The following is a 26,138-nucleotide window of genomic DNA, read 5'->3' as shown; positions in this document are numbered from 1 at the left end:
AGGAGAAGATGGCGGCAGCAGATGAGGGGCGGCGTCGCAGAGGTGTGGCGCTGCCCCTCATCCGCCCTTCGGGCACCTTCTCCCCGTTGAACGGGGAGAAGGGAACACTGCGCTAGATCCGCACCCGTTCAGCCTTCGGGTCGTACATCGGCCTCAACGAGGCTTCCGCGGCGAAACGCTCGCCTGCGATCTCGACCTCGTAGGATGAGCCCAGCACATCCGCCTCGCTCTCGCCCTCGCAGGGCACGTAGCCGAGCCCGATCGCGCCGCCGAGATGATGGCCGTAATTGCCCGAGGTGATCGGCCCTACGATCATGCCGTCGCGCAGGATCGCCTCGTTGTGGAATAACAGCGGCTGCGGGTCCTTGAGGCGGAACTGCACCAGCCTGCGGCTCAACCCGGCTTCCTTCTTCCTGAGCACCGCGTCACGGCCGATGAAGTCGCTCTTGGCCGTCTTCACCGCGAAGCCAAGGCCTGCCTCCAGCACATGGTCCTCGTCGGTGATGTCGTGGCCGAAATGGCGGAAGGCCTTTTCGATGCGGCAGGAATCCAGAGTATGCAGGCCGCAGAGCTTCAGCCCGACATCGGCGCCGGCTTCAATGATCGCCTCGAAGACATGGGCGGCCTGATCGGTCGAGACATAGAGTTCCCAGCCGAGCTCGCCGACATAGGTAACCCGATGGGCACGGGCCAACCCCATGCCGATCTCGATCTCCTGGAAGGTGCCGAACGGATTGGCCTGGTTGGAAAAATCGTTGGGGCTCACCTTCTGGATCAGTTTCCGCGAATCGGGGCCCATCAGGCAGATGACCGCTTCGGCAGCGGTTACATCGGTAATCACGACGAATTCGTCGGCGACGTGCCGCCTCAGCCAGGCGAGATCGCGCTGCAAGGTGGCTCCCGGCACGACGAGGAAATAGGCGGTCTCGGACAGCCGCGTCACGGTGAGGTCGCTCTCGATGCCTCCTTTGGCGTTGAGCATCTGCGTGTAGACGATCTTGCCCGGTTCCACGTCCATGTCGTTGGCGCAGAGCCGCTGCAGGAAGGCACAGGCGTCGCGGCCCTCGACGCGGACCTTGCCGAACGAGGTCATGTCGAACAGGCCGACGCCGTTGCGCACGGCGAGGTGTTCCTCGCGCTGGTTGTCGAACCAGTTCTGCCGCTTCCAGGAATAGCGGTATTCGCGCTCCTGTCCTTCGCGGGCAAACCAGTTGGCGCGCTCCCAGCCGGCCACCTCGCCGAAGATGGCGCCGCGCGCCTTCAAGTGCTCATGCAAGGGGGAGCGGCGCACGCCGCGCGAGGTCGCCATCTGGCGGTAGGGGAAATGATCGGCGTAGAGCAGGCCGAGCGTTTCGGAGACGCGTTCCTTGAGGTAGCGACGGTTCTTCTGGAAGGGCTGGGCGCGGCGGATGTCGACCTCCCAGAGGTCGAAAGGCGCCTCGCCGTCATTGATCCACTGCGCCAGGGCCATGCCGGCCCCGCCGGAGGAAACGATGCCGATCGAATTGTAGCCGGTCGCCATCCAGTAGCCGGAGAGTTCCGGCGCCTCGCCGAGATAGTAGCGGTCGTCGGGAGTAAAACTCTCGGGGCCGTTGAAGAAGGTGTGGATGCCGGCCGCGCCCAGCATCGGCATACGGTTGACGCCCATTTCGAGGATCGGCTCGAAATGGTCCATGTCCTCGGGCAACTGGTCGAAGCAGAAATCCTCGCGGATGCCGTCCATGCCCCAGGGTTTCGCCACCGGCTCGAAGGCGCCGAGCATCATCTTGCCGGCGTCTTCCTTGTAGTAGGCGCACTCGTCCGGCACGCGCAGAACCGGCAGGCGGGTGAGGCCGGGGATGGGCTCGGTGACGAGGTAGAAATGCTCGCAGGCGTGCAGCGGGATAGTGACGCCGTTCTGCCGGCCGAGCTCGCGCGCCCACATACCGGCGCAGTTGACGACGATGTCGGTCTCGATCGTGCCCTGGTCCTCGCCCTGAGCCCAGGAGACACCGGAGACGCGGCCGTTCCTGGTGTGGACCTTGGTGACCTTCACGTTTTCGATAACCGTCGCTCCGCGTTGCCGCGCGCCCTTGGCCAGCGCCATGGCGATGTTGGCCGGGTCGCACTGGCCGTCTAGGGGCAAATGCACCGCGCCGACTACGTCGGAGACGTTGAGATGCGGGTACATCTCCTTGACTTCGCTGGGCGAAATCTCGCGCACGTCGACATCGAAGGCGCGGGCTAGCGAGGCCTGCCTATAAATTTCGTGCTTGCGTTCTTCGGTCAGCGCCACCGTGATCGAGCCGACCTGGCGCATGCCGGTGCCGACGTCGGTCTCCGCCTCGAGCTTGACGTAGAGGTCAGCCGAGTATTTCGCCAGCCGGGTCATGTTCTGCGAGGCGCGCAGCTGGCCGATCAGGCCGGCGGCATGCCAGGTCGTGCCTGAGGTGAGCTGCTTGCGCTCAAGCAGCACGATGTCGGTCCAGCCGAGCTTGGCCAGATGATAGGCGACCGAGCATCCGGAGACGCCGCCGCCGATGATGACCGCGCGAGCTTTGGTTGGAATGGTTTTGGTCATGCGGCCTCGCGGCGGTAGTTGGAAGCGAAGCGGCGCACGCGAAGCGCTGCTTCCTGAAGGACAGGTTCAGGCTGGCAGAGGCTGATGCGGATGTGGCCGGCGGCGGCCTCGCCGAAGCTGGAGCCAGGCATGACGCCGATCTTCTCCTTGTCGAGCAGCGCCCAGGCGAATTTTTCGTCGTCGGGCTCGATGGCCGATATGTCGAGCATGACATACATGCCGCCTTCGGAGCCGCGCACGGTGACCTCATTTGCGCCGCGAATGGCGTCGAGGAAGACGGCGCGGCGCCCGGTGTAACGCTCGGCTATTTCGTCCACGCCGTAGTGGTTTTCAAGCGCCTCGGCGCAGGCAATCGAGATGAAGGCCGGCAGGCCGTAGGTGGTCACAAGGTTGAGATCGGTCATCAGCGCGATCATCGCCTTCGGGCCGGTGAGCCAGCCCATGCGCCAGCCGGTCATGCCGTGGCTTTTCGACATGGAATTGATGACCAGCGTGCGCTCGGACATGCCGGGCAGCGAGCGCGGCGAGATGTGCTCGCCGCCGCCAAGCGTCCAGTAGACCTCGTCGGACAGCAGCCAGAGATCGTGCTCCTTGCAGATTTCGGCCAATTGCTCGAGCCGTTCGCGCGAATAGACTGCGCCTGTCGGGTTGTTCGGGGTGTTGATCAGGATGGCGCGCGTGTTGGGCCTGAGCGCCGCGCGGATCCTGTCGGCGCGCGGCTGAAAACCGTCCTCGGCCGGCGTCTCGACCACGGTGAAGCTGGCGCCGGCGGCGCTGAAGGTGTTGGGGTAGGTGGCATAGTAAGGCGCGACGACGATCGCGTGATCGCCGGGGTCGAGCACACCCTGCACGGCGGCATAGAGCGCGCCCTGACCTCCGGCCGTGGCGATGATCTCGTCGGGCTCCGTCAGGACGCCGGTGCAGGCGGAGGAGGCCGCCGCCATCGCCTTGCGCAGGCGCGGCAGGCCGGGAAGCGGCGTGTAGTGGTGGTTGCTGCCGCGGACGGCGTTCACGCAGGCCTCGATCGTTTGCGACGGCGTGTCGAAATCATGGTCGCCGACCGAGAGCACGATGATGTCCTCGCCGGCTGCCCTGCGGGTCCAGGCGGCGAAATGGACTTCCCAGCCGTCCTTGCCCGATGGCACGATGCCGGTAATGCGCTTCGATGGTTTTGGCATCAGGCTGCTCCCGAGATGTGATGGCCGGCCTGAATGAGCCGGTCGCGTAGCGCAGCGATGTGCGCCGGCCCGACTTCGCAACAGCCGCCTACAATGCTGGCGCCAGTCTCGACCCAGCCCATCGCCTGGTCGGCATAGGCGTTCGGATCGAGATCATGGCGCGCGTGCAGCACGTCGACCGTGCCGCCGTGCTTGAGCGCCTCGACCGAGGTGAAGCCATTGGCATAGGCGCCAACCGGACCGCCGAGGGCCAGCAGTTCCGGCAATGCGGCGGCAATGGCTTCGGGCCGGCAGCAGTTGAGCAGCCGTGCCGCCACCGGGAGATCGCCGAGGGCGCTAGCCGCGGCGGCAATGCTCTCGCCGCTGCGCAGGCGGGGCGTGCCGTGGTCGGCGATAGTCCAGGATACCCAGACCGGCTTGCCGCTCTCGCATGCCGCGGTGACCGCCGCGCGGGCCTCGTCGGCGGAAGCCATGGTCTCGCACAGGAACAGATCGACGCCTTCTGCCTGCTCGGCGACGATGCGGCGGTAGATGCCGAGCGTCTCCTCGAAGGAGATGGTCAGCGCCGGCGCGTAGCTGCCGAAGAGAGGCGAGAGGCAGCCGGCGATGGCGGCTTCACCCGCTTCGTCGCACGCCTGCCGGGCGAGCTCGATGCCGCGCTTCTGCAGAGGCTTAAACAGCTCTTCCGCGCCCTCGCGCGCCAGGCGCTCGGGCGTGGCCGAATAGGTGTTGATGGTAATGACGCGGGCGCCGGCACGGATGAATTCCGCATGCAGGTCGCGCACCAGTTCCGGTTCGTCGATCAGCACTCTGGCCGACCACAAAGGCGTCGGTTCGGACTGACTGCGACGGACCAGCTCCTGGCCCATGCCGCCATCGGTAAGAATGACGGATGTCATGCTCTCAACCTTTCGTTCTTCGGATCCCACAACGGCTCGTCCTTCTGCACCACCGCCTTGAAACGGTCGCCGAAGATTTCGACCTCGACCGCCGTGCCGGGCTCGGTCAGGTCGGAACGCAGCATGCCGAGCGCGATCGACTTATCGACGCGATGGCCCCAGCCGCCCGACGTCGTCTCGCCGACAATCTTGCCGTCATGCCAGAGCGTCGACATATAGGGCGCGTCGCAATCGCTGGGGCTTTCTACGACCAGCGTGACGAAGCGCTTCTTCACGCCCTGCTGCCTTTCGTTGAGCAGCGCCGCCTTGCCGCGGAAGTCGGGCTTGTCCCATTTGACGAAGCGTTCGAGCCCGCCCTGCAGGATCGAATAGTCGGTCGAGAGGTCGCCTTTCCAGGCGCGGTAGCCTTTTTCCAGCCGAAGCGAATCCAGCGCGTACATGCCGAAGGGCTTTAGGCCATGCCTCTGGCCGGCGGCCCAGACCGCGTCGAAGACGGTAGCCGTGTCCGCGACCTTGGTGTGGATCTCCCAACCGAGCTCGCCGGCGAAGGAGACGCGCACCAGCTTCGCCCAGCGGCCGGCGATGGTCGTCTCCTGATGCGTCAGCCAAGGCAGGGAAAGATCGGCGTCGCAGACGTCAGCAAGAATAGCGCGCGAGTTCGGGCCGGCGAGAATCTGGGTTGAGTATTCCTCCGTGCGATCGGTCAGCCTGAAGGCCGCATCGGCCGGCATGCGCGACTTCAACCATTCGAAGTCGTGCCACTGCGCGACGGCCGCGGTGATTAGCGTCATCTGGTCCTCGCCATGGCGCACGACCGACATTTCGGTAACGATGCGGCCCTTATCGTCCGCGAAATAAACCAGGCCGATGCGGCCGGGCTTCGGCACGAGGCCGGTGACCTGCAGGGCCAGCCATTCGGCGGCGCCCGGACCTTCGAGGTTGAAACGCGAGAAGCCGGGCAGGTCGAGGATGCCGGCTGCGTCGCGCACAGCCAGGCATTCCTCGCGAACGCGCTGCTGCCATGGCCCGTCGCGGCGGAAAGTCAGCGTTGATTCTTCCGAAATGTCGTCGCCCGGTTGCGCGTACCAGGTGGCGCGCTCCCAGCCGTTATAAGCGTCGAACTGGCCACCCCGCGCTTTGACGCGCTCATGCAGCGGCGAGTGCTTGCGGTCGCGGCCGGCCGGCCAGGCGTGGCGCGGGAACTGGATGGCGTATTCGTTGCCGTAGATCTCCATGCCCTTGGCAACGCAATAGTCGGGTGCCGAAGCAAAGGCGGTGAAGCGGCGCGGATCGCAGGACCACATGTCCCATTCGGTCTGGCCCTCGGTCACCCATTCGGCCAGCACCTTGCCGGCGCCGCCACCTTGCGCAATGCCGAAGGTGAAGACGCAGGCCTCGAAAGCATTCGGCACGCCGGGCATCGGACCGATCAGCGGATTGCCGTCCGGCGCATAAGGGATCGGCCCGTTGATCACCTTGGAAAGGCCTGCGGTGCCGAGGATCGGCACACGGGCTACGGCGTCGGCAAGGTAATGCTCGAGACGGTCGAGATCGTCCGGGAAAAGCTGGAATGAAAAATCCTCCGGCATCGGATCGTTGTGGCCGACCCAATGCGCGCGGCAATTGCGCTCATAGGGACCGAGATTCATGCCGGTCTTTTCCTGGCGCAGGTAGTAGGAGGTGTCGACGTCGCGCAGCAACGGCAGTTTCTTGCCCTGTTCCTTGGTCCATGCGGCCAGCTCGGGGATTTCCTCGAACAGGATATATTGATGGCTCATCACCATCATCGGCACTTCGCGGCCGAACATTTTTCCAACTTCGGCGGCGCGATAGCCGGCGGCATTGATCACGATCTCGCAGCGGATCTCGCCCTGCGGCGTCGCCACCACCCATTCGCCGTTTTCGCGGCGAACGCCGGTGACCGGGCAGAAGCGGATGATTTTCGCGCCCATGTCGCGCGCACCCTTGGCAAGCGCCTGCGTCAATTGCGCGGGATCGATGTCGCCGTCGCTCGGGTCGTAGAGCGCGCCTTTCAGCTCATGCGTCTCGATGAAGGGGTAACGGCGCTTGATCTCGTCGAGGCCGACGAGGTCGATGTCCATGCCTTGATAGCGGCCCATGCCTTTGGCGCGCTGGAACTCCTGCATGCGCTCCTTGGTGTGGGCGAGCCGCAACGAGCCGGTGACATGGTAGTTCATCGGATAGTCGACCGCGTCGGCGAGGCCCCGGTAGAGCTCGGTAGAATAGCGCTGCATGTTCATCAGCGACCAGGACGACGAGAAGGTCGGCACGTTGCCGGCCGCGTGCCAAGTCGAGCCGGAGGTCAGCTCGTTCTTTTCCAAGAGCACGCAGTCGGTCCAGCCCGCCTTGCAAAGGTGGTAAAGTGAGGAGGCGCCAACGACACCGCCTCCGATGATCACCACGCGTGCCGTGGTCGGCAAACCGGCCATGTTCTCCTCCAACGTCCAAAGCGCGTCAGGACGCGCTTTTGATTCTTTGTTTCATGCAGGCCTTGTCCCAAAAACCGCGGCACAGTTTTGGGCGGCATGCATTGGTTCAGTACACCGGTGGCGAAACCACCCAGATGACGACCGCCGGGTCGGCGCCAGGATTGCGCCAGCGGAACGGCTTGCCTTCGAAGCGGAACGAGTCGCCTTCGCTGAGCCGATGCCAGACGCCGCCGATCTCGAGCTCGAAAGTGCCCGACGCGACGTAGCCCGCTTCCTCGGTCGGGCGGCGCGCTTCGGTCTTCAATTCCGCGCCCGGCGCGAAGACCGAGCGCAGCATCTCGAAGCTACCGCCAAGATCGGGCGACAGAAGCTCCTCCACGAGGCCCGATTCGCTTGTGCCAAGCGAGCGGCGGCTGCCGGCGCGCACAACCACGCCGCGCTCCTCTTCGGCAGGCACGTCATGGCTGAAGAACAGGCTGAGCGGCACGCTGAAGAGTTCGGCGAAGGCCCGCAGGTCACCAAGCGAAGGGATCGACAAGCCGCGCTCGACCTGGCTGACCCAGCCTACCGAGCGGTCGAGCTTCTGAGCGATCTCGGCTAGCGTCAACCCGCGGGCCTTGCGCAGTGCACGGATGTCGCCGGCCAGCAGCCGCTCGCCATTGTCCTGCTCCGATCTGATGGCGGTCGAGGTCACCCGCTCCTCGTGAAAAAATCTGCTCAAATTTCATGAGAAAGCAAGTGCATGAAAAAATCAAGTGAATTTTCATGCTATGCAAGATTTGCTTGCGCCATTTTGGCGGTTGATGCAAAGCCTCGCCATCGAATGGCGAGTGGGGCGTCCAGTCGAGGACCAGTTAGTTATTTGTGTCTGCCTATGGTCGTTGCGGGAATCGGGTTGCCGGGTCCAGCCATGCGTGAAGGGACGGCCCATGCTGGAGAAGAATAACCGGAGCGCGCTCGACGCAGCGATCGTCGACGAGGCGATCATGTCGCGCCGGTCGGTACGCGCCTTTCTGCCCGACATGGTCGACGACAGCACAATTCGCGCCATCCTGACGGTCGCGGCAAGGGCACCGTCGGGGACCAACATGCAGCCCTGGCGCGTCTATGTGACCAAAGGCGAGGTGAAGCAGCGCATCAGCGACGCCATCCTCAATTCGGGCATCCGCGCCGAAAAGGCCGAATGGGACGAGTACCGTTACTATCCCGACCAGTTCTTCGAGCCCTATCTCAGCCGGCGTCGCGCCAACGGTTTCGGCCTCTACGGCGCGATCGGCATCGGCCGGCGCGAAGTCGACAGGATGCGGGCGCAGCACGACCGCAACTTCGTCTTCTTCGACGCGCCCGTCGGCCTGATCTTCACGGTCGACCGGCGGCTCAACAAGGGCTCGTGGATCGACTACGGCATGTTTCTGCAGAACATCATGGTCGCGGCACGGGGCAGGGGCCTGCATACCTGCCCGCAGGCGGCTTTCGCGCCCTATCACCGGCAGATCCGCCCGGTGCTCGACATACCAGACGAGGAGATCGTGGTCTGCGGTATGGCGCTTGGCTATGAGGACACGTCCAAGCCCGAGAACGAATTCCGCACCGACCGCGCGCCGCTCGAAGACTGGGTGACGTTCGCGAAGTAGCTCCGGCGCGGATCGCAGCCCGATGTGCTAATCCGTGCCGATATGCCCGCCATGGCCGCTGACATGGGCACCGTCCTGCGGGGTGAGCCTGAAATAGGCGAGCAGCGCGCAAAGCGTGATCAAGCCTTCGACAACGAACAGGAGCCGGTAGTCGTTGACGCTCGCCTGGCCGCCGCCGGCGAGCAGCGAGAGCATGGCAGCGGCCAGACCGACGCTGATTGCCACCGCCAGCTGCCAAAGGATGTAGTACAGGGCGCTGAAGCGCGAGAGCTGCTCGGGCGCGATGTCCGAGTAGGCGAGGTTGCCGGTCGAGGCCCACTGCACCGAACGGAAAAGGCCGAAGGCGAAGATGTAGGCAAGCACGATCCAGGTAGGCGTGCTTTCCTGCATCAAGGCAAAACCGGCGACCAGCAGGGCGGCGATCGGCGTGTTGACGATCAGAACCCGCTTGAAGCCGAAGCGGTTCAAGATGCGCGGCATGAAGAAGCGCATCAGCAGCGAGCCGATCGCCGCGACGAAGGTCAGCGATCCGGCCTGCACCGCGCTCATGCCGAAGCCGAGCTGGAACATCAGCGGCAGCAGGAAGACAACGGAGCTTAGCCCTATCGTGTCGAGCCCGCCGCCGGTCAGAAAGCTGATGCGGAAGGTGCGGATGCGCAGCAGATTGAGGTCGAGCAACGGATTGCGGGCCCCCAGACAATAGAAGGCCGCGACAGTGAGGATGGCGATTGCCAGGCCGAGCTCGACGCCGATGATGCTGGCGGCGACGTCCTTCGCGGCAAGCGAATCCATGCCGAAGACGAGCAGCGCCATGCCGCCGCCGACTAGCAGGAAGCCGGGAAAATCGAAGGGCGTGCGGACCGGCTTGGTGGTCGTGGGGAACAGCGAGGCCGCGAGCAACGCGGCCGTCAGCGCGATCGGTATGTTGATGTAGAAGATCCACCGCCACGAGACGTAAGTGGTCAGCGCGCCACCGACGAGGGGCCCGACCAGCGGGCCGGACTGGCCGGCGAGCGAAATATACATGTTGATCCTGAGCGTGCGGTCGCGCGGAAAGCTCGACAGGATTACGACCTGACCGAGGGTGCCCATCAGCGCACCGCCGAAGCCCTGCAGCGCGCGCGAGCCGACCAGCATCCAGATGTTTTCCGACAGGCCGCACAGGGCCGAGGCGCTGGCGAAGACCAGCAGCGCAAAGCAATAGACGTTGCGCAGGCCGAAGCGGTCGGCCAGCCAGCCGCCGAGCGGCATCGTGACGATGAGGCTCGCGACATAGACGGTGATCAAAAGCCCGAGCTGGCTCGGCGGGCGGCCCAGGCTTTCGCCGATGCCGGGCAGCGCGGTCACAATGACATTCTGGTCGAGGCTGGTCATGAACACACCGCAGGCGACGGTCGCCGGCAACAGCAGCGACGGGTCACCCGCCGGAGCAAAGCGGGTCGTGGCTGTCGCCGTAGTCTCTGCGGTCATGGAAGGATGTTGTCGAACCGGTTGCCTGAGGGCTCCGAGAGCCGCGTTCCTTATCTATCGTCTTCGCTGGCCCAAGGCTCAAGCGGCAGTTGTGGCCGTCGATAGTGCCACGCGCCGGCTGAACCAATCCCCGAGTGCTGCCTGCTTAGAGGCAAATTCGGCACGGAAAACCGCCGCGCAGTTTGCTGGAATTGCGCTTAGTGCACCTCGTAGCCGACTTCCTCGCTCGCGTGGCACAAGGCCTTCCAAAAGGAGCGCGCGAAGGAGCGGAACACATAGATGTCGAATTGGTCGCCACCGGTGCGCTGGATCTGTGCAAAGACATCGTGGTGGTTGGTCGAGCGGCCGGCGCCGAGCGGGAAGGCCGGCAAGGCGAAGTCGATAGCGAAGAATTTCGCCATCACCCACTCCGCTTTCGGCCCGGCGATGCGAATCGCGGTGCGGCCATGCGAGAGATCGGTAATCGTGCCGATGGACGGCGTGATCAGGCCGGTGAACGCGGAAGCCAGGCCCTCGGCCTCGTCAACCACGGTGAATTTGCCCGGCGCGAATCCGAACGCGGCTTTCGCGCCGTTGACGACGCCGCCGCCGGCTCCATCCGGCAGGGCAAGGCCTGTCACCTTGTATATGCCGGACATCAGCCGCTTCTCCTCGCCCGGCCATGCTGCGAGCTGCAGGATCGAGCCCGGCCGCGTTTCGGACAGGATAACGTCAACGCCATGCTCGAAATTACCGTGCGAGCCTGGATGATAGACCGGTTCAAGCGGCGACAGGCGCTCAGGCAATTGCCGCTCGGGAAGTTGTCGTTCAACCATGCATGCGGCTCCCGTCCGGATCGTAGAAATGGTTGGAGACGATCTCGACCGGCCCGAACCGGTTGCGCAGCGGATCGGAGACGAAGGCGCGCGTGCCGTGGCGCGCCTTGCCGCCTTTGACAAGCGCAAGCGCTATGTATTTGCCGAGCGCCGGCGAATAGCAGCAGGCGGTGATATGGCCGATCGAATCGTGCGGGTTCGCTTCGTCGAGTTCCTCGACGATATGTCCGCCACCGTTGAGCGCGCGGATGTCGAGAGCGATCAAGCCGACAAGTTCCAGCCGGTCCGGGGCGATCAGGCCTTCGCGATCCATCATGGCGGAACCGATGAAGGGCTTCTTCTTCGACAGCATCCAGTCGAGATGCAGGTCGCGCGCCGTGGTGCGGCCGTCGATCTCCGCGCCGGTGACGTGGCCCTTCTCGATGCGCATGGTGCCAAGCGCCTCGAGCCCGTAGGCGACCAGGCCGAAAGGCTTGCCGGCCTCGATGAGAGCCTCCCAAACGCGCGTTCCATAGCCGGCGCCGGAATAGACCTCGAAAGCCATCTCGCCGGAGAAGGAGAGGCGGCAGATCATCACCGGCACGCCGGCGATCTCACCGTGCACAATGCCCATGAAGGGAAGCGCGGCGTTGTCGACGGCCGTGCCCTTCACGCAGGCAGCGAGGATCGCCCTGGCTTTCGGTCCGCCGATCGCGGCCCCCGCCCACTCGTCGGTGACGGAGGTGACGGTGACCTTCAGTTCCGGCCAGATCACGTCGAGGAAATACTCCAGATGCTGCATCACCTTGCCGGCATTGGCGGTGGTGGTCGTCATCAGGAAATCCTGTTCGCCAAGCCGCCATGTGGTGCCGTCGTCGAAGGCAAGCCCATCCTCGCGCAGCATCAGACCGTAGCGGGCCTTGCCGACCGCGAGGGTGGAAAACATGTTCGTGTAAACGCGGTCGAGGAATTCCGCCGCATCCGGGCCCTGAACGGCGATCTTCCCAAGCGTCGAGACATCGACGATGCCGGCGCTCTCACGCGTTGCCGCGGCCTCGCGGACATAGGCCTGCTCGACCGTCTCGCCGGCGAGACCGTAGATCATCGGGCGGTACCAGAGACCGGCCGCATACATGGTCGCGCCGTTGTCGATGTGCCAGTCGTGCATCGGCGTCAGCCGCTCGGGCTTCAGGTCGCCGAAGCGCTCGGCCGCCAGCGAGCCGATCGACACGGCCGTGTAGGGCGGCCGGAACCGCGTCGTACCGACTTCGGGGATCGGCTTGCCCAGCGCCTCGGCCATGATGGCGAGGCCCGGCACGTTGGAGTTTTTGCCCTGGTCGGTCGCCATGCCGAGCGTGGTGTAGCGCTTCAGATGCTCGACCGAGACGAAGCCCTCGCGGTGCGCGAGCCGCACATCCTCGGCGGTCACGTCGTGCTGGAAATCGACGAAGCTTTTGCCCTTGGCCTTGATCTCGAAGACCGGTGCCGGATCCGGTTCGCCGGGGACGGCCTCCACGAGGACTAGCGGAGCGGAGGACGCGCTTCCGCCGGCGGCCTGAAGGCCAGCCGCGCGGCCTTCGGCAATGGCTTCCGCGGTCGTGAAACTGCCGGTGAAGGCGCCGGCGCCGATCCAGCGCTGCGTCGGCTGCGGCGGCAGGAAGGCCTGCCTGGCAGGGTTCCATATGGCCCTGGCTCCAGCCTGGCTGGCGAGATGGATCGTCGGTGACCAGCCACCCGACATCAACAGGCAGTCGGCATGGATGCTGCGCTCATCGCCGCTCAGCGCGCCGTTCATCAATTCGAAGCGCCGCACCTTGAGACCGGTGAGCGCCTTGCCGCCTTCGGTCGCAACCACGGCATGGCCGGCAAGCAGCTCTGCTTCGGCCTGGCTCGCCAGCCTGCTCATCTCGTTCGACACGTCGCTGCGGACATCGACGATGGCGACGACGGCGGCCCCGGCCTTCTTCAGTGCAACGGCGGAACGATAGGCGCTGTCATTGTTGGTGAACAGTGCGATGCGTTCACCGGGCAGCACGCCATATTCATTGGCGTAGCGTTCGGCCGCATGCGCCAGCATGACGCCCGGACGATCGTTGCCGGGGAATACCAGCGGACGCTCGAAGGAGCCGGTGGCGAGAACCACCGTTTTGGCGCGGATCGCCCAGTAGCGCTGGCGCGGCTCGCCCTTGGCCGGAACTTCCTTGTGGTCCGTCACCCGTTCGAGCGCGGCCAGCGTGTTGCCGTCGTAATAGCCCCACACCGTCGTGCGCGGCAGAAGGCGGACATTGTCATTGCCTTCGAGCTGGCCGACGATGCGCGCCGCCCAGTCGGCTGCCGACGCCCCGTCGATGGTTTCGCCCGACCAGTTGGCGGAGCCGCCGAACTTTGCTTCGAGCTCGGCCAGGATCACGCGGGCGCCCTGGTCGGCCGCGGCCTTCGCCGCCATCAGCCCGGCCGGGCCGGAACCGACGACCAGCACGTCGCAGAAGGCGTTCATGCGCTCGTAGCGCGAGGTATCGGGCGCGGTGCCGGCTCTGCCGAGGCCGGCGGCGCGGCGGATGAAATGCTCGCAGAACATCCAGAAGCGCGTGCCTTTCAACGGGCCGATCACCGGTCCCATGAAGGTCTTGTAATAGAAGCCGGCCGACAGGAGCTTGCCGCCGAGCTGGTTGAGCGCGCCGATATCCCAGGCGAGCGAGGGGGAACGGTTCTGGCTGACCGCGACGAGCCCGTCATAGATCTCGACCATGGTGGCGGGAATGTTGGGCTCGCGCACCTCGCCGCGCAGCACCGTCACCAGAGCGTTCGGTTCCTCGACGCCGGCGGCGAGCAGGCCGCGCGGGCGATGGTATTTGAACGAACGGCCGAACAGCGTCACGCCATTGGCGAGCAGCGCCGAAGCCAGCGTGTCGCCGGCGTGTCCGGTATAGCGCGCGCCGTCGAAGGTGAAGCGGATGGTGCGCAGCCGGTCGATGCGGCCGCCGGTTTCTGTGCGGCGAGGGCTCACTGGTGGCCTCCCGCTTTGTGGCCCGCGGACTTGTGTCCGCCACGGGCAAAGGCAGTGCTCAAGATTTCATGGGTTAAGGTGTTTCGCACCACCCGCAGATGCGCGCGGCAGCCGCCGGAATGCTGCCAGATCTCATTGTGGTCGCCGGCCGGGTTCAGCCGGTCGTAGACATAGGCATTCCAGGCGTCGAGATCCTGCGAGGCAGGCTGCGGCCGCTCGCGGTTGCCGTCGCCCTGGTAGGTGAACTCAATGACATCGCGCGGGCCGCAATAGGGACAAGTGATCAGCATATGATTCGAAACCTAATGCAGCCGCGGCGTCGCGCCCTGGCCTTTGTCGTCGATGATGAGGCCGCGATAGAAACGGTCGAGCGTGAAGGGCGCGTTGAACTCGTGCGGCTCGTCCTTGGCGATGGTCCAGGCAAAGCACCATCCTGAGGCTGGCGTTGCCTTGAAGCCGCCATAACACCAGCCGCAATTGAGATACATGCCGGGCAGCGGGCCGGTGGTGATGATCGGCGAACCGTCCATCGTCATGTCACAAAGCCCGCCCCAGGAGCGCAGCATGCGCACCCGCGCCAGGCCCGGGAAGAGTGCCAGCATCTCGCTCATCACCTCGTCGACGACGGGCAGGCTGCCGCGCTGGGCATAGCTGTTGTAGCCGTCGAGGTCCCCGCCATAGACGAGGCCGCCCTTGTCGGATTGCGAGATGTAGAAGTGGCCCATGCCGAAGGTGAGAACGGTGCCGATGATCGGCTTCAGCGATTCCGAGACGAAGGCCTGCAGAACGTGGCTTTCGATCGGCATATGCGAAATGCCGGCAAGCTGCATGACTTGGCCAGTGCTGCCGGCCACCGCAAGCGCCACCTTCTTGGCGCGGATATCGCCGCGCGTCGTCGTCACACCGGTGATGCGGTCGCCGTCGCGCAGGAAGCCGGTGACCTCGCAATTCTCGATGATGTCGACGCCGCGCCGGTCGGCGCCGCGCGCATAGCCCCAGGCGACGGCGTCGTGGCGCGCGGTTCCGGCACGCGGCTGCATCAGCCCGCCAAGGATTGGAAATCGCGCCGAGCCCGAAACGTCCAGGGCCGGAACAAGGCGCTTGATCTCTTTGACGCTCATCAGTTCGGCGTCGACGCCGAGATGACGCATGGCATTGCCGCGCCTTGCGTAGTCGTCGAGCTGAGCCGGCGTGTGCGCGAGGTTCAGGCAGCCCCGCTGGGAGAACATGACGTTGTAGTTCAGGTCATGCGACAGGTTCTCCCACAGCTTCATCGAATGTTCGTAGAAGCGGGTGTTCTGCGGCAAAAGATAGTTGGAGCGCACCGCCGTGGTGTTGCGGCCGACATTGCCCGAGCCCAGCCAGCCTTTTTCCAGCACCGCAACATTGGTGATGCCGTGCTCCTTGGCGAGGTAATAGGCGGTCGAGAGCCCATGGCCGCCGCCACCGATGACGATCACATCATAGGACGCCTGGGGGTCCGGCTTGCGCCAGGCCGGTTTCCAGTCCTGGTTGCCGTTGAGCGCGTTCTTGAGCAGCGAAAAGGCTGAGTATTCCGCCATTCTTCCTGTCGTCCTTTTGGTGCGAGCCGGCAGACTATAGAGCAGGCGAGAAGCGCAAAGCCAAGATTGCGCCATCGCTTTTCGACAGGCCGACTTCGATCCGCGCCGAGGCCCGCGGATGGAGACGTCTTGCCGCCTGATAGGCCGGTCTTTATCAAAGGCAGGATTTTCGAAGATTTTTCGGCCGTGAGTCGCCCGTCACGTCATGATTTTCCGACTGCTCCGCCTGATCCTGATCGCCATTGTCGCCGTCGCGGCGCAGCCCTCGCCCGGCGCGATGGCGCAGGCGATCGGCCAGGGCTCCACGCAGCTCATCGCCGACCAGACCAAGGCCATCCAGGATCTGACGGCCAAGACCGACGGACTGGAGAAGAAGTTAAGCGCCCCAGACCAGGACGACGCCGGCCTTGTCGATATCCGCTTGCAGCTCGAGGATATTTCACGGGCGGCGCTGAACAGCGCGCTCGCGTTCCGTTCACGCCTCAACGACATCAACGCGCGCATCGCGGTATTAGGGCCGCCGCCGGCCCAGGGGCAGCCGCCGGAGCCGGCGATCGTCGCCAACGAGCGCGCGGCGCTTACGGCCGAGAAGGCCGAGATCAATGCCGTGGTCGCCAGCGCGCAGAACCTGTCCATCCGCATCAGCGGGCTGGTCGACAGGATCGCCACGCTACGCAGTCAGCTTTTCCGCAGCGTTCTGACGAAACGCTACGAGTTGAGCGATGCGCTGAGCCCGCAGGCCTTTTCCGACGCGCACGACCAGTTCACCGGCCTCTATAAGGCGGTGGCGTCCTGGCTCACCTTCGCATTGAAGTTCAAGTTCCAGGCGATGCTTGCGGCGACGCTGATGGCGCTGGCGCTGGCGGCCGTGCTGCTGATCGGGGGCAGGCGTCTCTTCGGCCGCATCTTCGAGGCCGATCCTTCGGTCGAAGAGCCGTCGTACCTCAGCCGGCTTTCGGTGGCGTTCTGGTCGACGCTGCTGCCGACCGTGGCGCTCGGCGCGTTCCTCGCCTCGACCGTGTTCTTCTTCAACTATTACAACGTCCTGCGCGGCGACATCGGCGAATTCCTCAACGCGCTGCTCTCGGTCGTTGCGGTGGCTTTCTGCGTCAACCGGCTGACCAATGCCGCCCTTGAGCCGCGGCTGCCGAACTGGCGGCTTATTCCAGTCGCAACCGGACCGGCGCGTTGGCTGGTGCGGCTGGCCACCGCCATGGCCGTGGTCCTCGGCTTCAACTACTTCCTGTCCGTCGTCAACGAGAAGATGGGCTCGCCGCTTTCGCTGACAATCGCCAGAAGCTTCGTTGCCACCGTCATCGTGGGCGTCATCCTGATCCTGATGGGAGTGCTGAAGCCTTTCAGGGCGAAGGACGGCTCGTGGCGCCCGTGGCCGGCCTGGCTTCGCTTCATTGCCATCGGGCTCGGCGTCTCCACAATCGCCGCGGCACTGCTCGGCTATATCGGTCTTGCGCTTTTCGTCTCTATTCAGGTCGTCGTCACCGGCACCACGCTGATCACCGCCTATATCGGCTTTCTGTCGGCGCGGGCGATCGGCGAGGAGGGCGGCTTCGCCGACACTTCGGTCGGGCGCTGGCTGTCAGCCAATTCCAGCTATGAGGACACCGCGCTCGACCAGCTCGGCCTGGTGGTCAGCATCGCCATCAACCTGATGATCGTGCTGGTGTTCCTGCCGCTGATCCTCTTGATGTGGGGCTTCCAGCCCGGCGATATCGAAACCTGGGCCTTTAAGCTCGCAACGGGCGTGACCATCGGGTCGGTGACCATCTCGGTGCTCGGCATCCTCACCGGCATCGTCGTTTTCGCCATCGGCTATTTTCTCACGCGTTGGTTCCAGGGTTGGCTCGACGGCTCGGTCATGGCGCGCGGCAAGGTCGACACCGGCGTGCGCAATTCGATCCGGCTGGCGGTTGGCTATGCCGGCGTCGCGCTTGCAGCGCTGGTCGGCATATCGGCGGCGGGCATCGATCTTTCCAATCTGGCGCTGGTCGCCGGCGCACTTTCGCTGGGTATCGGCTTCGGCTTGCAGAACGTCGTCTCGAACTTCGTCTCCGGGCTGATCCTGCTTGCCGAGCGACCGTTCAAAGTCGGGGACTGGATCGTCGCCGGCGACATCAGCGGCACGGTCAGAAAGATAAGCGTGCGCGCCACCGAGATCGAGACGTTCCAGCGCCAGTCGGTGATCCTGCCGAACTCGAACCTCATCAACAATGCGGTCGGCAACTGGACGCACCGCAACAAGCTTGGCCGCGTCGACATCAAGGTGGGCGTCGCCTATGGCAGCGACGTCAAGCGCGTCCACGCCGTCCTGCTCGGCATTGCCCGCGCCCATCCGATGGTGCTCAAGAACCCCGAGCCCTTTGTGCTGTTTGCCAATTTCGGCCCGGCTGCACTGGAATTCGAGATCCGCGTGTTCGTGGCCGACGTGTTGAACGGCAGCATCGTCCAGAACGACATCCGATTCGCGATCTTCGACATCTTCGAAGACGAGCACATCGAGATCCCGTCGGCGCCCCGCGCCGTGGTCGAGAGCAAGAAGCATGAGCCATGGCCGATCGACGACGACAAGATCGAGGCCGAATTCGCCGAACGCGAGCGGCTGGAAGCGGAGGCCGCGGCCGAGCAGGCGCGTCTGGCTAAAACCAAGAGAAGAGGCCGCAAGCCCGACCCCGACTAGCTTTGGCGGCCGCCGAAGCCGATTGTGGCATGAATGCGGCATTCAGTTGCGGTTCACGTTCCATCTCATATAAGCTCTCACGCAAAGTGCGAGAATGCCTTGCGAAATTGAACAGAGGCGGTGTGGAAACACCGGAATTGCAATGTGGAAGTCTGTCGTTGCCGCCGTCGCTTTCCTGGCCCTTAGCGGTTCGGCTTTTGCCGCCAGCGCGGTCAACAAGGACGCCCAGACGCGGACGTTGATCGTGACCGAAGGCGGCGGCAAGACCGAGCTGGCGCTGGCCGCCGGCGAGACGGTGGAGTTCTGCCCGAATGGCTGCTTCGTCACTCTGCCCAATGGTGATCTCGAAGCGCTGACCGGTTCGGAAACGGTCGAGATCTCCGGCGGCGTCGCGCGGATCAAGTAAGAACTCCTTGAAATGATCGGCAAGGCTGGGCGTTTGTCCGGCCTTTTATCGTTCCGGTAGCCGCTGCTTAACGATAACGCCGGAAGTGTTCCCGTCGTGGTTAAGCTCAAGACTGCCAGCTGCCAGGTCGGCTTCCAGGCCGAGGACTTCGGGGCTTTCGCCTGAGCGAAATCGCATGTGGAGCCGAGCTGGCGCGCCGGGTCGCGCGGCATCCGCGACGTGTCGCAAACAGGCGGTAGCTCAATCCGCGTCCTCTGCATATTGTGGCGCAATTCGTACGGGCGCCGGCGCGCCCGCTTTAGCACTTTGGAGTCGCGGGCATGGCAGAGTTTCCGAAAAAGGCGAAGGTCGTCATCGTCGGTCTTGGCGGTATTGTCGGCGCGTCGGTCGCCCATCACCTAATCGAGCGCGGCTGGGACGACATCGTGGGCATCGACAAGTCCGGCATCCCAACCGATATCGGCTCAACCGCGCATGCCTCGGACTTCTGCTACACGACCAGCCACGATTTTCTCTCCTGCTGGACGACGCTCTATTCCATCGATTTCTACGAGAAGATGGGGCATTACGCGCGCATCGGCGGCCTCGAAGTCGCGCGCGTCGGCGACGACGGCCGCATGGACGAGATCAAGCGCAAGATTGCTTCCGCCAAGGCATTCGGCACCCGCGCGCGCCTGATCGAGCCGGCCGAGATCAAGCAGAAGTTCCCGCTGATCGAGGAGCATCTTGTGCAGGGCGGGTTGTGGGACCCCGACGCCGGTCTCGTCATCCCGCGCTCGCAGACGGTGGCCGGCAAGCTCGTCGACCAGGGTGTCGCTTCCGGCAAACTCCAGGCTTTCGCCAACACCTCGGCCAAGGACCTGATCGTCGAGAACGGCCGCATCAAGGGCGTCGCGACCGAGCGCGGCACGATCGAAGCCGATTATGTGGTCGTCTGCACCGGCATCTGGGGCCGGCTGACCGCGGCACTGGTCGGCGAAGACCTGCCGGTCATGCCGATCGACCACCCGCTGACCTTCTTCGGCCCGTATAACGAGTTCGCCGGCACCGGCAAGGAGATCGGCTGGCCGCTGCTGCGCGACCAGGGCAACTCGGCCTATATGCGCGACACCGGGGATCCCAAGACCGCGGAGGGCGGGCAGATCGAATGGGGCTATTACGAGGAGACCAATCCGCGCCTTTGCCATCCGCGCGACCTGCTGGAAAAAGACCAGGCGCGGCTCTCGCCCTCGCAGCGCGACCTCGACATGGAGCAGATCATGGCGCCGCTGGAGCGCGCCATGGAACTGACGCCGATCCTCGGCGAGCTCGGCTACAATGAAGGCCATTCCTTCAACGGGCTGCTGCAGGTGACGACCGATGGAGGGCCTTCGATGGGCGAAAGCCAGAAGGTCAGGGGCCTCTGGTACGCCGTCGCCATCTGGGTCAAGGACGGCCCGGGTATGGGCAAGCTGATCGCCGACTGGATGACCGACGGCCGCACCGCGATCGATCATCACGCCATCGACTATGCGCGCTTCTACCCGCACCAGACGAAAGAAGAGTTCATCTGGGATCGCTGCACCGAGACGGCGATGAAGGTCTACAATCCGGCGGTGCATCCGCGCGAGCCGTTCTCCAAGGGCCGCAACATCCGCCGCTCGCCGTTCTGGGAGCGCGAGAAGGAACTCGGCGGCTACTTCATGGAGCTGGGCGGCTGGGAGCGCGCCCATGGCTATGCCGCCAACGAGCATCTCCTGGAAAAATACGCCAACCGCGTCCCGGTGCGCGAGAATGAGTGGGACAACCGCCATTTCTGGCGCGTCTCCAATGCCGAGCATCTGGCGATGAGCGAGGATTGCGGCATCGTCAACCTCTCGCATTTTTCGATGTACGACGTGGAAGGGCCGGACCATGTCGCGCTGCTGGAATGGCTGTGCGCGGCCAAGATCGGCGGCGACAACAATATTGGCAAGGGCATCTACACCCACTTCCTCGACGAGGAAGGCATGGTGCGCGCCGACTTCACCGTGATCCGCATGGCCGATCGCTGCCGCGTGATCGACGGCGCCGACGCCGGGCCGCGCGACTTCCGCTACATGCAGCGCACCGCGCAGGACAAAGGTTTCGATGTCACTGTCACCGATGTCACCGAAAAATACGTCACCATCGGCATCTGGGGACCGAATGCGCGCACGACGCTGCAGAAGGTGGTCGAGGACCCGAACGGGCTGACGCCGGACAATTTCCCGTTCGCGGCGATCAAGCCGATCAGGATCGGCGGAAAGGACGTCACGGCCTTCCGCATCTCCTATGTCGGCGAGCAGGGCTGGGAACTGCATATGCGCTATGAGGACGGGCTCGCCGTCTGGGACGCGCTGCGCTCGACCGGTGTCATGCCGTTCGGCGTAGAGACCTACGCCAACACGCGCCGCATGGAGAAGAGCCTGCGGCTGCAGAACGCCGACCTCTTGACCGAATACAATCTGCTCGAGGCAGATCTTGCCCGCCCGAAGGTCAAGGAGAACGACTTCTGCGGCAAGGCCAAGCACCTGGAATATCGCGCCCGCGAGCATCAGCCGGCTATGCTCTGCACGCTGGTGATGACCGAGAACACCGATTCCAAGGGCGTCGCGCGCTATCCGGTCGGCATCATGCCGGTGCAGGATCCCGCGACCGGCGAGACGCTGGTCGACGAGCTCGGCCGGCGCTCCTTCACCACGTCGGTCGCCTACGGCCCGACCATCGGCAAGAACATCGCGCTCGCCTATCTGCCCTGGGCCTACTGCCAGGAAGGTCGCAAGCTGCAGGTGGAGTATTTCGGCGAGACCTATCCGGTCGAGGTGGCCGGCGTCGGCTACAAGCCGCTTTACGACCCGGAGAATCTCAAGCCGCGCAGCTAAGCGAGCGCGCGTTCGTCCGGATTGGTGGAAGGCCCGGTCGACGCCGGGCCTTTTTGCTTTGTTCATGCGCGATTATCGCTTACCGTTGCGTCATGTCCGCTTTGGGCCGAACAAGGCATTGGCTTTCCGGCGCCGCCGCGCTGGCGCTGCTCCTCGGCCTGCCCGCGCGATCGAGTGCGATAGAGCCGGTCGATGTCGAGCTGGTGCTCGCAGTCGATGTTTCGCTCTCCATGTCGCCGGCCGAACTCGAGATCCAGCGCCGTGGCTATGCGGCGGCACTGACGGATGACAACGTGCTCAAGGCTATCGCCGACGGCGTCCACGGCAAGATCGCGGTCACCTATGTCGAGTGGGCCGGCACTAGATGGCAGCGGGTCGTCGTACCGTGGACAGCGATTGCCAATCGCGCCGACGCCGAACGGGTCGTTGCGCAGATGAACGCACGTCCGCCGGACAGCGCGCGACGTACTTCGATCTCCGGCGCGCTGGCCTTCGGCAGCGACCTTTTCGCCGAAAGCGGCTTTCAGGGGACCAAGCGCGTCATCGACGTTTCGGGCGACGGACCCAACAACCAGGGCGCGCCGGTCGACATCACGCGCGACGAGGTGGTGAGGCAGGGCATCACCATCAACGGACTGCCGCTGATGACAAGGGGCGGGTACGGCGGCGCCTTCGACGTCGCCAATCTCGACCGCTACTACAGCGACTGCGTGATCGGCGGGCCGGGCGCCTTCATGATCCCGGTCAACGACTGGACGCAATTCCCGGAAGCGATCCGCCGCAAGCTGGTGCTCGAGCTCGCCGGCCCGGCCTCGCGGCAATGGGCGGCAGAAGAGGCGGCTCACCCGCCGGTCGTGCTTGCCGACGACAGGCCGGCCGCCGATTGCCTGGCCGGTGAGAAGATGTGGCGCAACCGCGGCTGGATGATGGATAGCCGGTGACGGTCGGCAAGCTCCGCCGGAGCGGGGTTCGGACTTGCTTCCTCGTGTAGCACAATGGCAAAATGTGATCGGGCCCGCGCCATCGCGCAACGCGATGAAATGAGGAAATATTGCATGAAACGTTTGGTCATCCTGGCGGCGCTTGCGTCGACAATATTTGCCGGAAGCGCCAGCGCCCAATTTTACGGCGAGGCCGCCTGCGTGCTGTTCGAGAATGCGAACTTCCGCGGGCGCTCGCTTGCAATGGGTCCTGACGACGCCGTCAATTTCCGGGGCGGCTTCTGGAACGACCGCGTTTCCTCGGTGCTGGTGCGGCGGGGCTGCACGCTTGTCGCCTATGAGAATGCAGGAAGGCGCGGCCGCTCGATCGAGCTCAATCGCAGGGTCCGCGATTTCGGAGGTTCCGGCTGGAACGACCGCATCTCGTCCGCGGAGTGCTATTGCGACCGATATTGAGGTCGTCAAACCGGTGAGCGGTCATAACGCCAGGCTGAAAACCAGCCCGGAATTCTCGGCGCTGAAGGCGAAGTTGACCGAGGACAATCCGCATCGAGGCGATACGGACCGCGCACACGCAGTCCGCGCAGGTTTTCGTAGCCTTGTCGCTTAGGCGGCCAGCAACTGCTTGCGGTCGACGCGCTCCTGCTGCGGCGAGCGGGCATAGAGCTCGCGGTAGCATTTGGAGAAGTGCGAGGCCGAGACGAAACCGCAGGCGACAGCCACTTCCACCACGGGCAGCGACGACTGGATGAGCAAATGCCTGGCGCGGTCGAGCCGGATCTCGAGATAGTAGCGGGCAGGCGAGCGGCCCATCTCGGTGCGGAAGAGGCGCTCGATCTGCCGGCGCGACAGATCGACGTGGTCGGCGATCTCGATCAGCGACAGCGGCTCGGAGAGGTTCGCCTCCATCAATTCAATGATGGTCAGCACCTTGGAATTCTGCACACCGAGACGGGCGCGCAGCGGCAGGCGCTGGCGATCCGTCGGGCTGCGCACGCGGTCGGTCAGCACCTGCTCGCAGACGCGGTTGACGAGGCTTTCGTCGAAGTCGTCGCCGATCAGCTTCAGCATCATGTCGAGCGCCGCGGTGCCGCCTGCGCAGGTGTAGACATTCTGGTCGATCTCGAAGAGGTCGGCGAAGACGTTGGCCTTGGGAAAGGCCTCCGAGAAGCCCGGCAGGTTTTCCCAATGGATGGCGCAGCGCTTGTTGGAGAGCAGGCCCGCGGCCGCCAGGATGTGCGCGCCGGTGCACAGGCCGCCCACGGCGACGCCGCGGTTGTATTCCTCGCGCAGCCAGGCGAAGGCCGACTTGTTATGATAGCGCTCGACATTCATGCCGCTGCAAACGATCGCCATGTTCGGGCGGTCCGGCCCGGCCATCTTCTTGCGCTCTTCCTCGAGCGAGGTGTTGACGGCGCATTCGACGCCGTTCGACGCGCGCACGGGCTTGCCGTCGATACTGGCCAGGCGCCAGCTATAGGCCTCGTAGCCGAGCATCCGGTTGGCCGAGCGGAGCGGGTCGAGCGCCGTTGCGAAGGCGATCATGGTGAAGTCGGGGATGAGGAAGAACACAAACGATCTCTTGATCGGGTGCTTGACGGCATTCACGGGAAACCTCACGCGGCCATGACGCGAACAGAATGTCGCTAATAGCATAGCGACATCAGGAAAAATCATTCCTGTCAATCGGCTAGACGGCTAAGCGACGATTAAATTTGCGACACGGGTCGCAAACGGGCAATCGTCGATGGCGCGAGACTGAAGGTTGCTACTTCAGGTTCCAACGAATGCGCCGTCAGAAGAAAAACGCCGCCACGGCGGAGCCGGGCGACGTTGAATTTCACTCAGCGCGACGGCAACCAGGTGCCGTTCGAAACTGCTGTGTCAGGCAACGAAGCCGAGGCGAGCGGCAGCCATGGCGCCGGTCTGGCCGGGCATGGTCTTGGCAAGACGCTGACGCTCAAGAGCGGTCGTCAGGTTCATTTCGCGACGGGGGAACAGGCGGGCAAAGAGCTTCATCATCATCTCCATTTGGTTGCTCAGACGGGTCGCCTTCGCTTGATGGAGTGGGGCAGCTCGTTTTTGCTGGCGGTGATATAGGCCTGCTCCAGCCAAAACTAAATCGCAAAAACGAAGCGCTTGTTATGAAAACCGACATCCCATGCGACTTTTTTGAGCTCTGCGCTCGAAATTTACTATTAGTTACAGCGCTTTATTCGAAACGGACGTCGCTATGCGAGTGCTTCATATGCGTCATGCGACGGCCGCATGGCTGGAAAAGTCATTTGAGTACAAACAAAAGGGCCTGCCGGTCTGACACGCGGCAGGCCCTTAGCACGTGATGCACACTTATTTACTTGGCTCCGGCCCAGGTTCCCACGCCGTAGCGCAGTCCAGTCTTGGCATCGGCGGCTTCCGGCCAGCCGATATCCTTCTGCAGTTCGATCGGCAGCGCATGGATTGCGCGTTCGGTCTGGTAGCGAGCGCGGGCGGCACTGAATTCGGTCGCGAGCCGACCGATAGACGACAGGATAGACATTTTCTTTCTCCTCGATTCGGGCAGGGAGGCGCCCGGCAATTGGTTACGTCAGGTCTGTTTCAGCTTCATTTCATGTCGAGTGCAGGCCTGTATCATGGTCGTTCGATGGCTGCTTTTGGCAGCATCCTGCATCGATCGAGTTGACTATGCGCTCGAAGTGATGTTCAATCAAACGAAATGGAATGATCACTTGCATCAGAAAAATTGAAGGCAAGCTCCGATGAACGCCCCACTCAACCATCCTTTGCCGCTGCTCGATCTCGACGTGCTGCGCACCTTCGTGGCGATCGCCGAGACCGGCAGCTTCACCACCGCCGCGAATGCGGTCTTCCGCACCCCCTCGGCCGTCTCCATGCAGATCAAGAAGCTCGAAGACATTCTCGGCCGTTCCGTCTTCGCGCGCGACGCGCGCTCGGTGACGCTGACCACGGACGGCGAGATGCTTCTCGGCTATGCCCGGCGGCTTTTGTCGATCAACCGCGAAGTGGTGTCGAAGTTCATCATTCCCGACATTGTCGGTGTGGTCAGGCTTGGCTCCCCGGACGACTATGGCGAGCGCGTGCTGCCCCACGTGTTGAAGCGCTTCGCGCAATCGCATCCGTCGATCGCCGTCGACGTCACCATCGACCAGAGCGTCAATCTGCGCCGCCGCATGGACGACCGTGCGCTCGACATCACGTTGCTCACCAATTCCTACAAGACCAGCGCGGTCGGCGCCGAGGTGCTGCTAACCGAGCCGATCGTCTGGGCCGGCGCCAAGGGCGGCTGCGCGCATCTGCGCGAACCGCTGCCGGTTTCGCTTTGGGAAGAAGGCTGCGCCTGGCGGGCCGGCGCCCTGGAAGCGCTCGGCCGGGAAGGCCGCAACTACCGCATCGCCTATATGAGCGCTCATACCGCCGGCCAGCGCGCCGCCATCATGGCCGACCTTGCCGTCGCGCCGCTGCCGAAGTCCTTCCTCGGCGACGAGATGGTTTCGCTGGGCGCGAAGGACGGCATGCCCGATATCGGCACCTACAATCTCGCCATGGTGGTGGCACCCGATGCCAGCGCGCCGGTGAAGGCGGTTGCCGACCACATCCGCGCGACCTTCGAACTGTTCCGGGAAACCGGCAAGTTCTGAG

At 64.2% G+C, this 26,138-nt stretch carries 20 protein-coding genes; 8 read left to right on the top strand and 12 right to left on the bottom strand.

The window, feature by feature from the left end:
• Positions 1–112 precede the first annotated feature (112 nt).
• The 5 genes from P9230_RS03260 to P9230_RS03240 all read right to left on the bottom strand — a co-directional run bounded on the left by P9230_RS03260 (position 113) and on the right by P9230_RS03240 (position 7,781).
• Positions 113–2,560: an FAD-dependent oxidoreductase gene (locus tag P9230_RS03260; protein WP_278117417.1), complete on the bottom strand. Its 2,448-nt coding sequence runs from the start codon at positions 2,558–2,560 to the stop codon at positions 113–115.
• On the bottom strand, positions 2,557–3,738 hold the full coding sequence (locus P9230_RS03255) for a pyridoxal phosphate-dependent aminotransferase (RefSeq protein WP_278117415.1): 1,182 nt from the start codon (positions 3,736–3,738) through the stop codon (positions 2,557–2,559). Before P9230_RS03255 ends, P9230_RS03260 begins: the two co-directional genes overlap by 4 nt.
• On the bottom strand, positions 3,738–4,637 hold the full coding sequence (locus P9230_RS03250; protein ID WP_095825690.1) for a homocysteine S-methyltransferase family protein: 900 nt from the start codon (positions 4,635–4,637) through the stop codon (positions 3,738–3,740). Before P9230_RS03250 ends, P9230_RS03255 begins: the two co-directional genes overlap by 1 nt.
• The gene (locus P9230_RS03245) at positions 4,634–7,087 is read right to left on the bottom strand and encodes an FAD-dependent oxidoreductase (protein WP_127215424.1); all 2,454 of its coding nucleotides are present in this window, start codon (positions 7,085–7,087) and stop codon (positions 4,634–4,636) included. The genes P9230_RS03250 and P9230_RS03245 overlap by 4 nt, the downstream gene beginning before the upstream one ends.
• Before the next feature lie 106 nt (positions 7,088–7,193).
• A complete protein-coding gene (locus tag P9230_RS03240; protein WP_278117413.1) occupies positions 7,194–7,781 on the bottom strand; it encodes an XRE family transcriptional regulator in 588 nt (195 codons plus the stop codon).
• Between the two features lie 235 nt (positions 7,782–8,016).
• Here P9230_RS03240 and P9230_RS03235 point away from each other — a divergent pair, with 235 nt between their 5' ends.
• Positions 8,017–8,721: a nitroreductase gene (locus P9230_RS03235; RefSeq protein ID WP_067329264.1), complete on the top strand. Its 705-nt coding sequence runs from the start codon at positions 8,017–8,019 to the stop codon at positions 8,719–8,721.
• Positions 8,722–8,748: 27 nt separating this feature from the next.
• Here the strand turns inward: P9230_RS03235 and P9230_RS03230 are convergent, their stop codons facing one another.
• The 5 genes from P9230_RS03230 to P9230_RS03210 form a co-directional block, all read right to left on the bottom strand.
• A complete protein-coding gene (locus P9230_RS03230) occupies positions 8,749–10,191 on the bottom strand; it encodes an MFS transporter (protein WP_067329266.1) in 1,443 nt (480 codons plus the stop codon).
• A gap of 197 nt (positions 10,192–10,388) precedes the next feature.
• Positions 10,389–10,976 (bottom strand): sarcosine oxidase subunit gamma, encoded by a 588-nt coding sequence (locus P9230_RS03225; protein ID WP_067329620.1) that lies wholly within the window; start codon positions 10,974–10,976, stop codon positions 10,389–10,391.
• Positions 10,977–10,998: 22 nt separating this feature from the next.
• Positions 10,999–13,992 (bottom strand): sarcosine oxidase subunit alpha, encoded by a 2,994-nt coding sequence (locus P9230_RS03220; RefSeq protein ID WP_278117409.1) that lies wholly within the window; start codon positions 13,990–13,992, stop codon positions 10,999–11,001.
• Positions 13,989–14,282 (bottom strand): sarcosine oxidase subunit delta, encoded by a 294-nt coding sequence (locus P9230_RS03215; RefSeq protein ID WP_067329272.1) that lies wholly within the window; start codon positions 14,280–14,282, stop codon positions 13,989–13,991. The genes P9230_RS03220 and P9230_RS03215 overlap by 4 nt, the downstream gene beginning before the upstream one ends.
• A gap of 12 nt (positions 14,283–14,294) precedes the next feature.
• Entirely contained in the window at positions 14,295–15,554 is a 1,260-nt protein-coding gene (locus tag P9230_RS03210) for a sarcosine oxidase subunit beta (RefSeq protein WP_278117407.1), read from the bottom strand.
• A gap of 205 nt (positions 15,555–15,759) precedes the next feature.
• On the opposite strand from P9230_RS03210, the gene P9230_RS03205 reads away from it, so the two are divergent.
• From P9230_RS03205 to P9230_RS03185, 5 genes are all read left to right on the top strand, one after another.
• Positions 15,760–18,249 carry a mechanosensitive ion channel family protein gene (locus tag P9230_RS03205; protein ID WP_095801953.1) on the top strand — a complete coding sequence of 830 codons (2,490 nt, stop codon included), beginning with the start codon at positions 15,760–15,762 and terminating at the stop codon, positions 18,247–18,249.
• A 142-nt stretch (positions 18,250–18,391) separates the two neighbouring features.
• Complete coding sequence (locus P9230_RS03200) at positions 18,392–18,655, top strand: hypothetical protein (protein WP_066999629.1); 264 nt, start codon at positions 18,392–18,394, stop codon at positions 18,653–18,655.
• A 320-nt stretch (positions 18,656–18,975) separates the two neighbouring features.
• Positions 18,976–21,537 carry an FAD-dependent oxidoreductase gene (locus P9230_RS03195; RefSeq protein ID WP_127847189.1) on the top strand — a complete coding sequence of 854 codons (2,562 nt, stop codon included), beginning with the start codon at positions 18,976–18,978 and terminating at the stop codon, positions 21,535–21,537.
• Between the two features lie 92 nt (positions 21,538–21,629).
• Positions 21,630–22,478, top strand: a complete 849-nt coding sequence (locus P9230_RS03190) for a DUF1194 domain-containing protein (protein WP_278117405.1) — start codon at positions 21,630–21,632, stop codon at positions 22,476–22,478.
• 114 nt (positions 22,479–22,592) lie between these two features.
• Complete coding sequence (locus P9230_RS03185) at positions 22,593–22,934, top strand: peptidase inhibitor family I36 protein (protein ID WP_067000849.1); 342 nt, start codon at positions 22,593–22,595, stop codon at positions 22,932–22,934.
• A 150-nt stretch (positions 22,935–23,084) separates the two neighbouring features.
• Here the strand turns inward: P9230_RS03185 and P9230_RS03180 are convergent, their stop codons facing one another.
• Positions 23,085–24,086: a GlxA family transcriptional regulator gene (locus P9230_RS03180; RefSeq protein ID WP_127325395.1), complete on the bottom strand. Its 1,002-nt coding sequence runs from the start codon at positions 24,084–24,086 to the stop codon at positions 23,085–23,087.
• Positions 24,087–24,311: 225 nt separating this feature from the next.
• Here P9230_RS03180 and P9230_RS03175 point away from each other — a divergent pair, with 225 nt between their 5' ends.
• Positions 24,312–24,578, top strand: a complete 267-nt coding sequence (locus P9230_RS03175) for a hypothetical protein (protein WP_164747539.1) — start codon at positions 24,312–24,314, stop codon at positions 24,576–24,578.
• A 253-nt stretch (positions 24,579–24,831) separates the two neighbouring features.
• Here P9230_RS03175 and P9230_RS03170 read toward each other — a convergent pair whose 3' ends face one another.
• Entirely contained in the window at positions 24,832–25,017 is a 186-nt protein-coding gene (locus P9230_RS03170; RefSeq protein ID WP_066999640.1) for a hypothetical protein, read from the bottom strand.
• A 220-nt stretch (positions 25,018–25,237) separates the two neighbouring features.
• Between P9230_RS03170 and P9230_RS03165 the strand changes: the two genes are divergently transcribed.
• Entirely contained in the window at positions 25,238–26,137 is a 900-nt protein-coding gene (locus P9230_RS03165) for a LysR substrate-binding domain-containing protein (protein WP_066999645.1), read from the top strand.
• Position 26,138: the final 1 nt, after the last annotated feature.

This window comes from Mesorhizobium sp. WSM4887 (assembly GCF_029625865.1).
In the GTDB taxonomy this organism is placed as follows: Bacteria; Pseudomonadota; Alphaproteobacteria; order Rhizobiales; family Rhizobiaceae; genus Mesorhizobium.
This window is presented reverse-complemented; position numbering and strand designations above follow the sequence as displayed.

Bases quoted from the DNA above. Each gene is read 5' to 3' on its own strand.
- P9230_RS03260 (WP_278117417.1), bottom strand. From the start codon at position 2,560: ATGACCAAAACCATTCCAACCAAAGCTCGCGCGGTCATCATCGGCGGC.
- P9230_RS03255 (WP_278117415.1), bottom strand. From the start codon at position 3,738: ATGCCAAAACCATCGAAGCGCATTACCGGCATCGTGCCATCGGGCAAG.
- P9230_RS03250 (WP_095825690.1), bottom strand. From the start codon at position 4,637: ATGACATCCGTCATTCTTACCGATGGCGGCATGGGCCAGGAGCTGGTC.
- P9230_RS03245 (WP_127215424.1), bottom strand. From the start codon at position 7,087: ATGGCCGGTTTGCCGACCACGGCACGCGTGGTGATCATCGGAGGCGGT.
- P9230_RS03235 (WP_067329264.1), top strand. From the start codon at position 8,017: ATGCTGGAGAAGAATAACCGGAGCGCGCTCGACGCAGCGATCGTCGAC.
- P9230_RS03230 (WP_067329266.1), bottom strand. From the start codon at position 10,191: ATGACCGCAGAGACTACGGCGACAGCCACGACCCGCTTTGCTCCGGCG.
- P9230_RS03215 (WP_067329272.1), bottom strand. From the start codon at position 14,282: ATGCTGATCACTTGTCCCTATTGCGGCCCGCGCGATGTCATTGAGTTC.
- P9230_RS03210 (WP_278117407.1), bottom strand. From the start codon at position 15,554: ATGGCGGAATACTCAGCCTTTTCGCTGCTCAAGAACGCGCTCAACGGC.
- P9230_RS03205 (WP_095801953.1), top strand. From the start codon at position 15,760: ATGATTTTCCGACTGCTCCGCCTGATCCTGATCGCCATTGTCGCCGTC.
- P9230_RS03200 (WP_066999629.1), top strand. From the start codon at position 18,392: ATGTGGAAGTCTGTCGTTGCCGCCGTCGCTTTCCTGGCCCTTAGCGGT.
- P9230_RS03195 (WP_127847189.1), top strand. From the start codon at position 18,976: ATGGCAGAGTTTCCGAAAAAGGCGAAGGTCGTCATCGTCGGTCTTGGC.
- P9230_RS03190 (WP_278117405.1), top strand. From the start codon at position 21,630: ATGTCCGCTTTGGGCCGAACAAGGCATTGGCTTTCCGGCGCCGCCGCG.
- P9230_RS03185 (WP_067000849.1), top strand. From the start codon at position 22,593: ATGAAACGTTTGGTCATCCTGGCGGCGCTTGCGTCGACAATATTTGCC.
- P9230_RS03170 (WP_066999640.1), bottom strand. From the start codon at position 25,017: ATGTCTATCCTGTCGTCTATCGGTCGGCTCGCGACCGAATTCAGTGCC.
- P9230_RS03165 (WP_066999645.1), top strand. From the start codon at position 25,238: ATGAACGCCCCACTCAACCATCCTTTGCCGCTGCTCGATCTCGACGTG.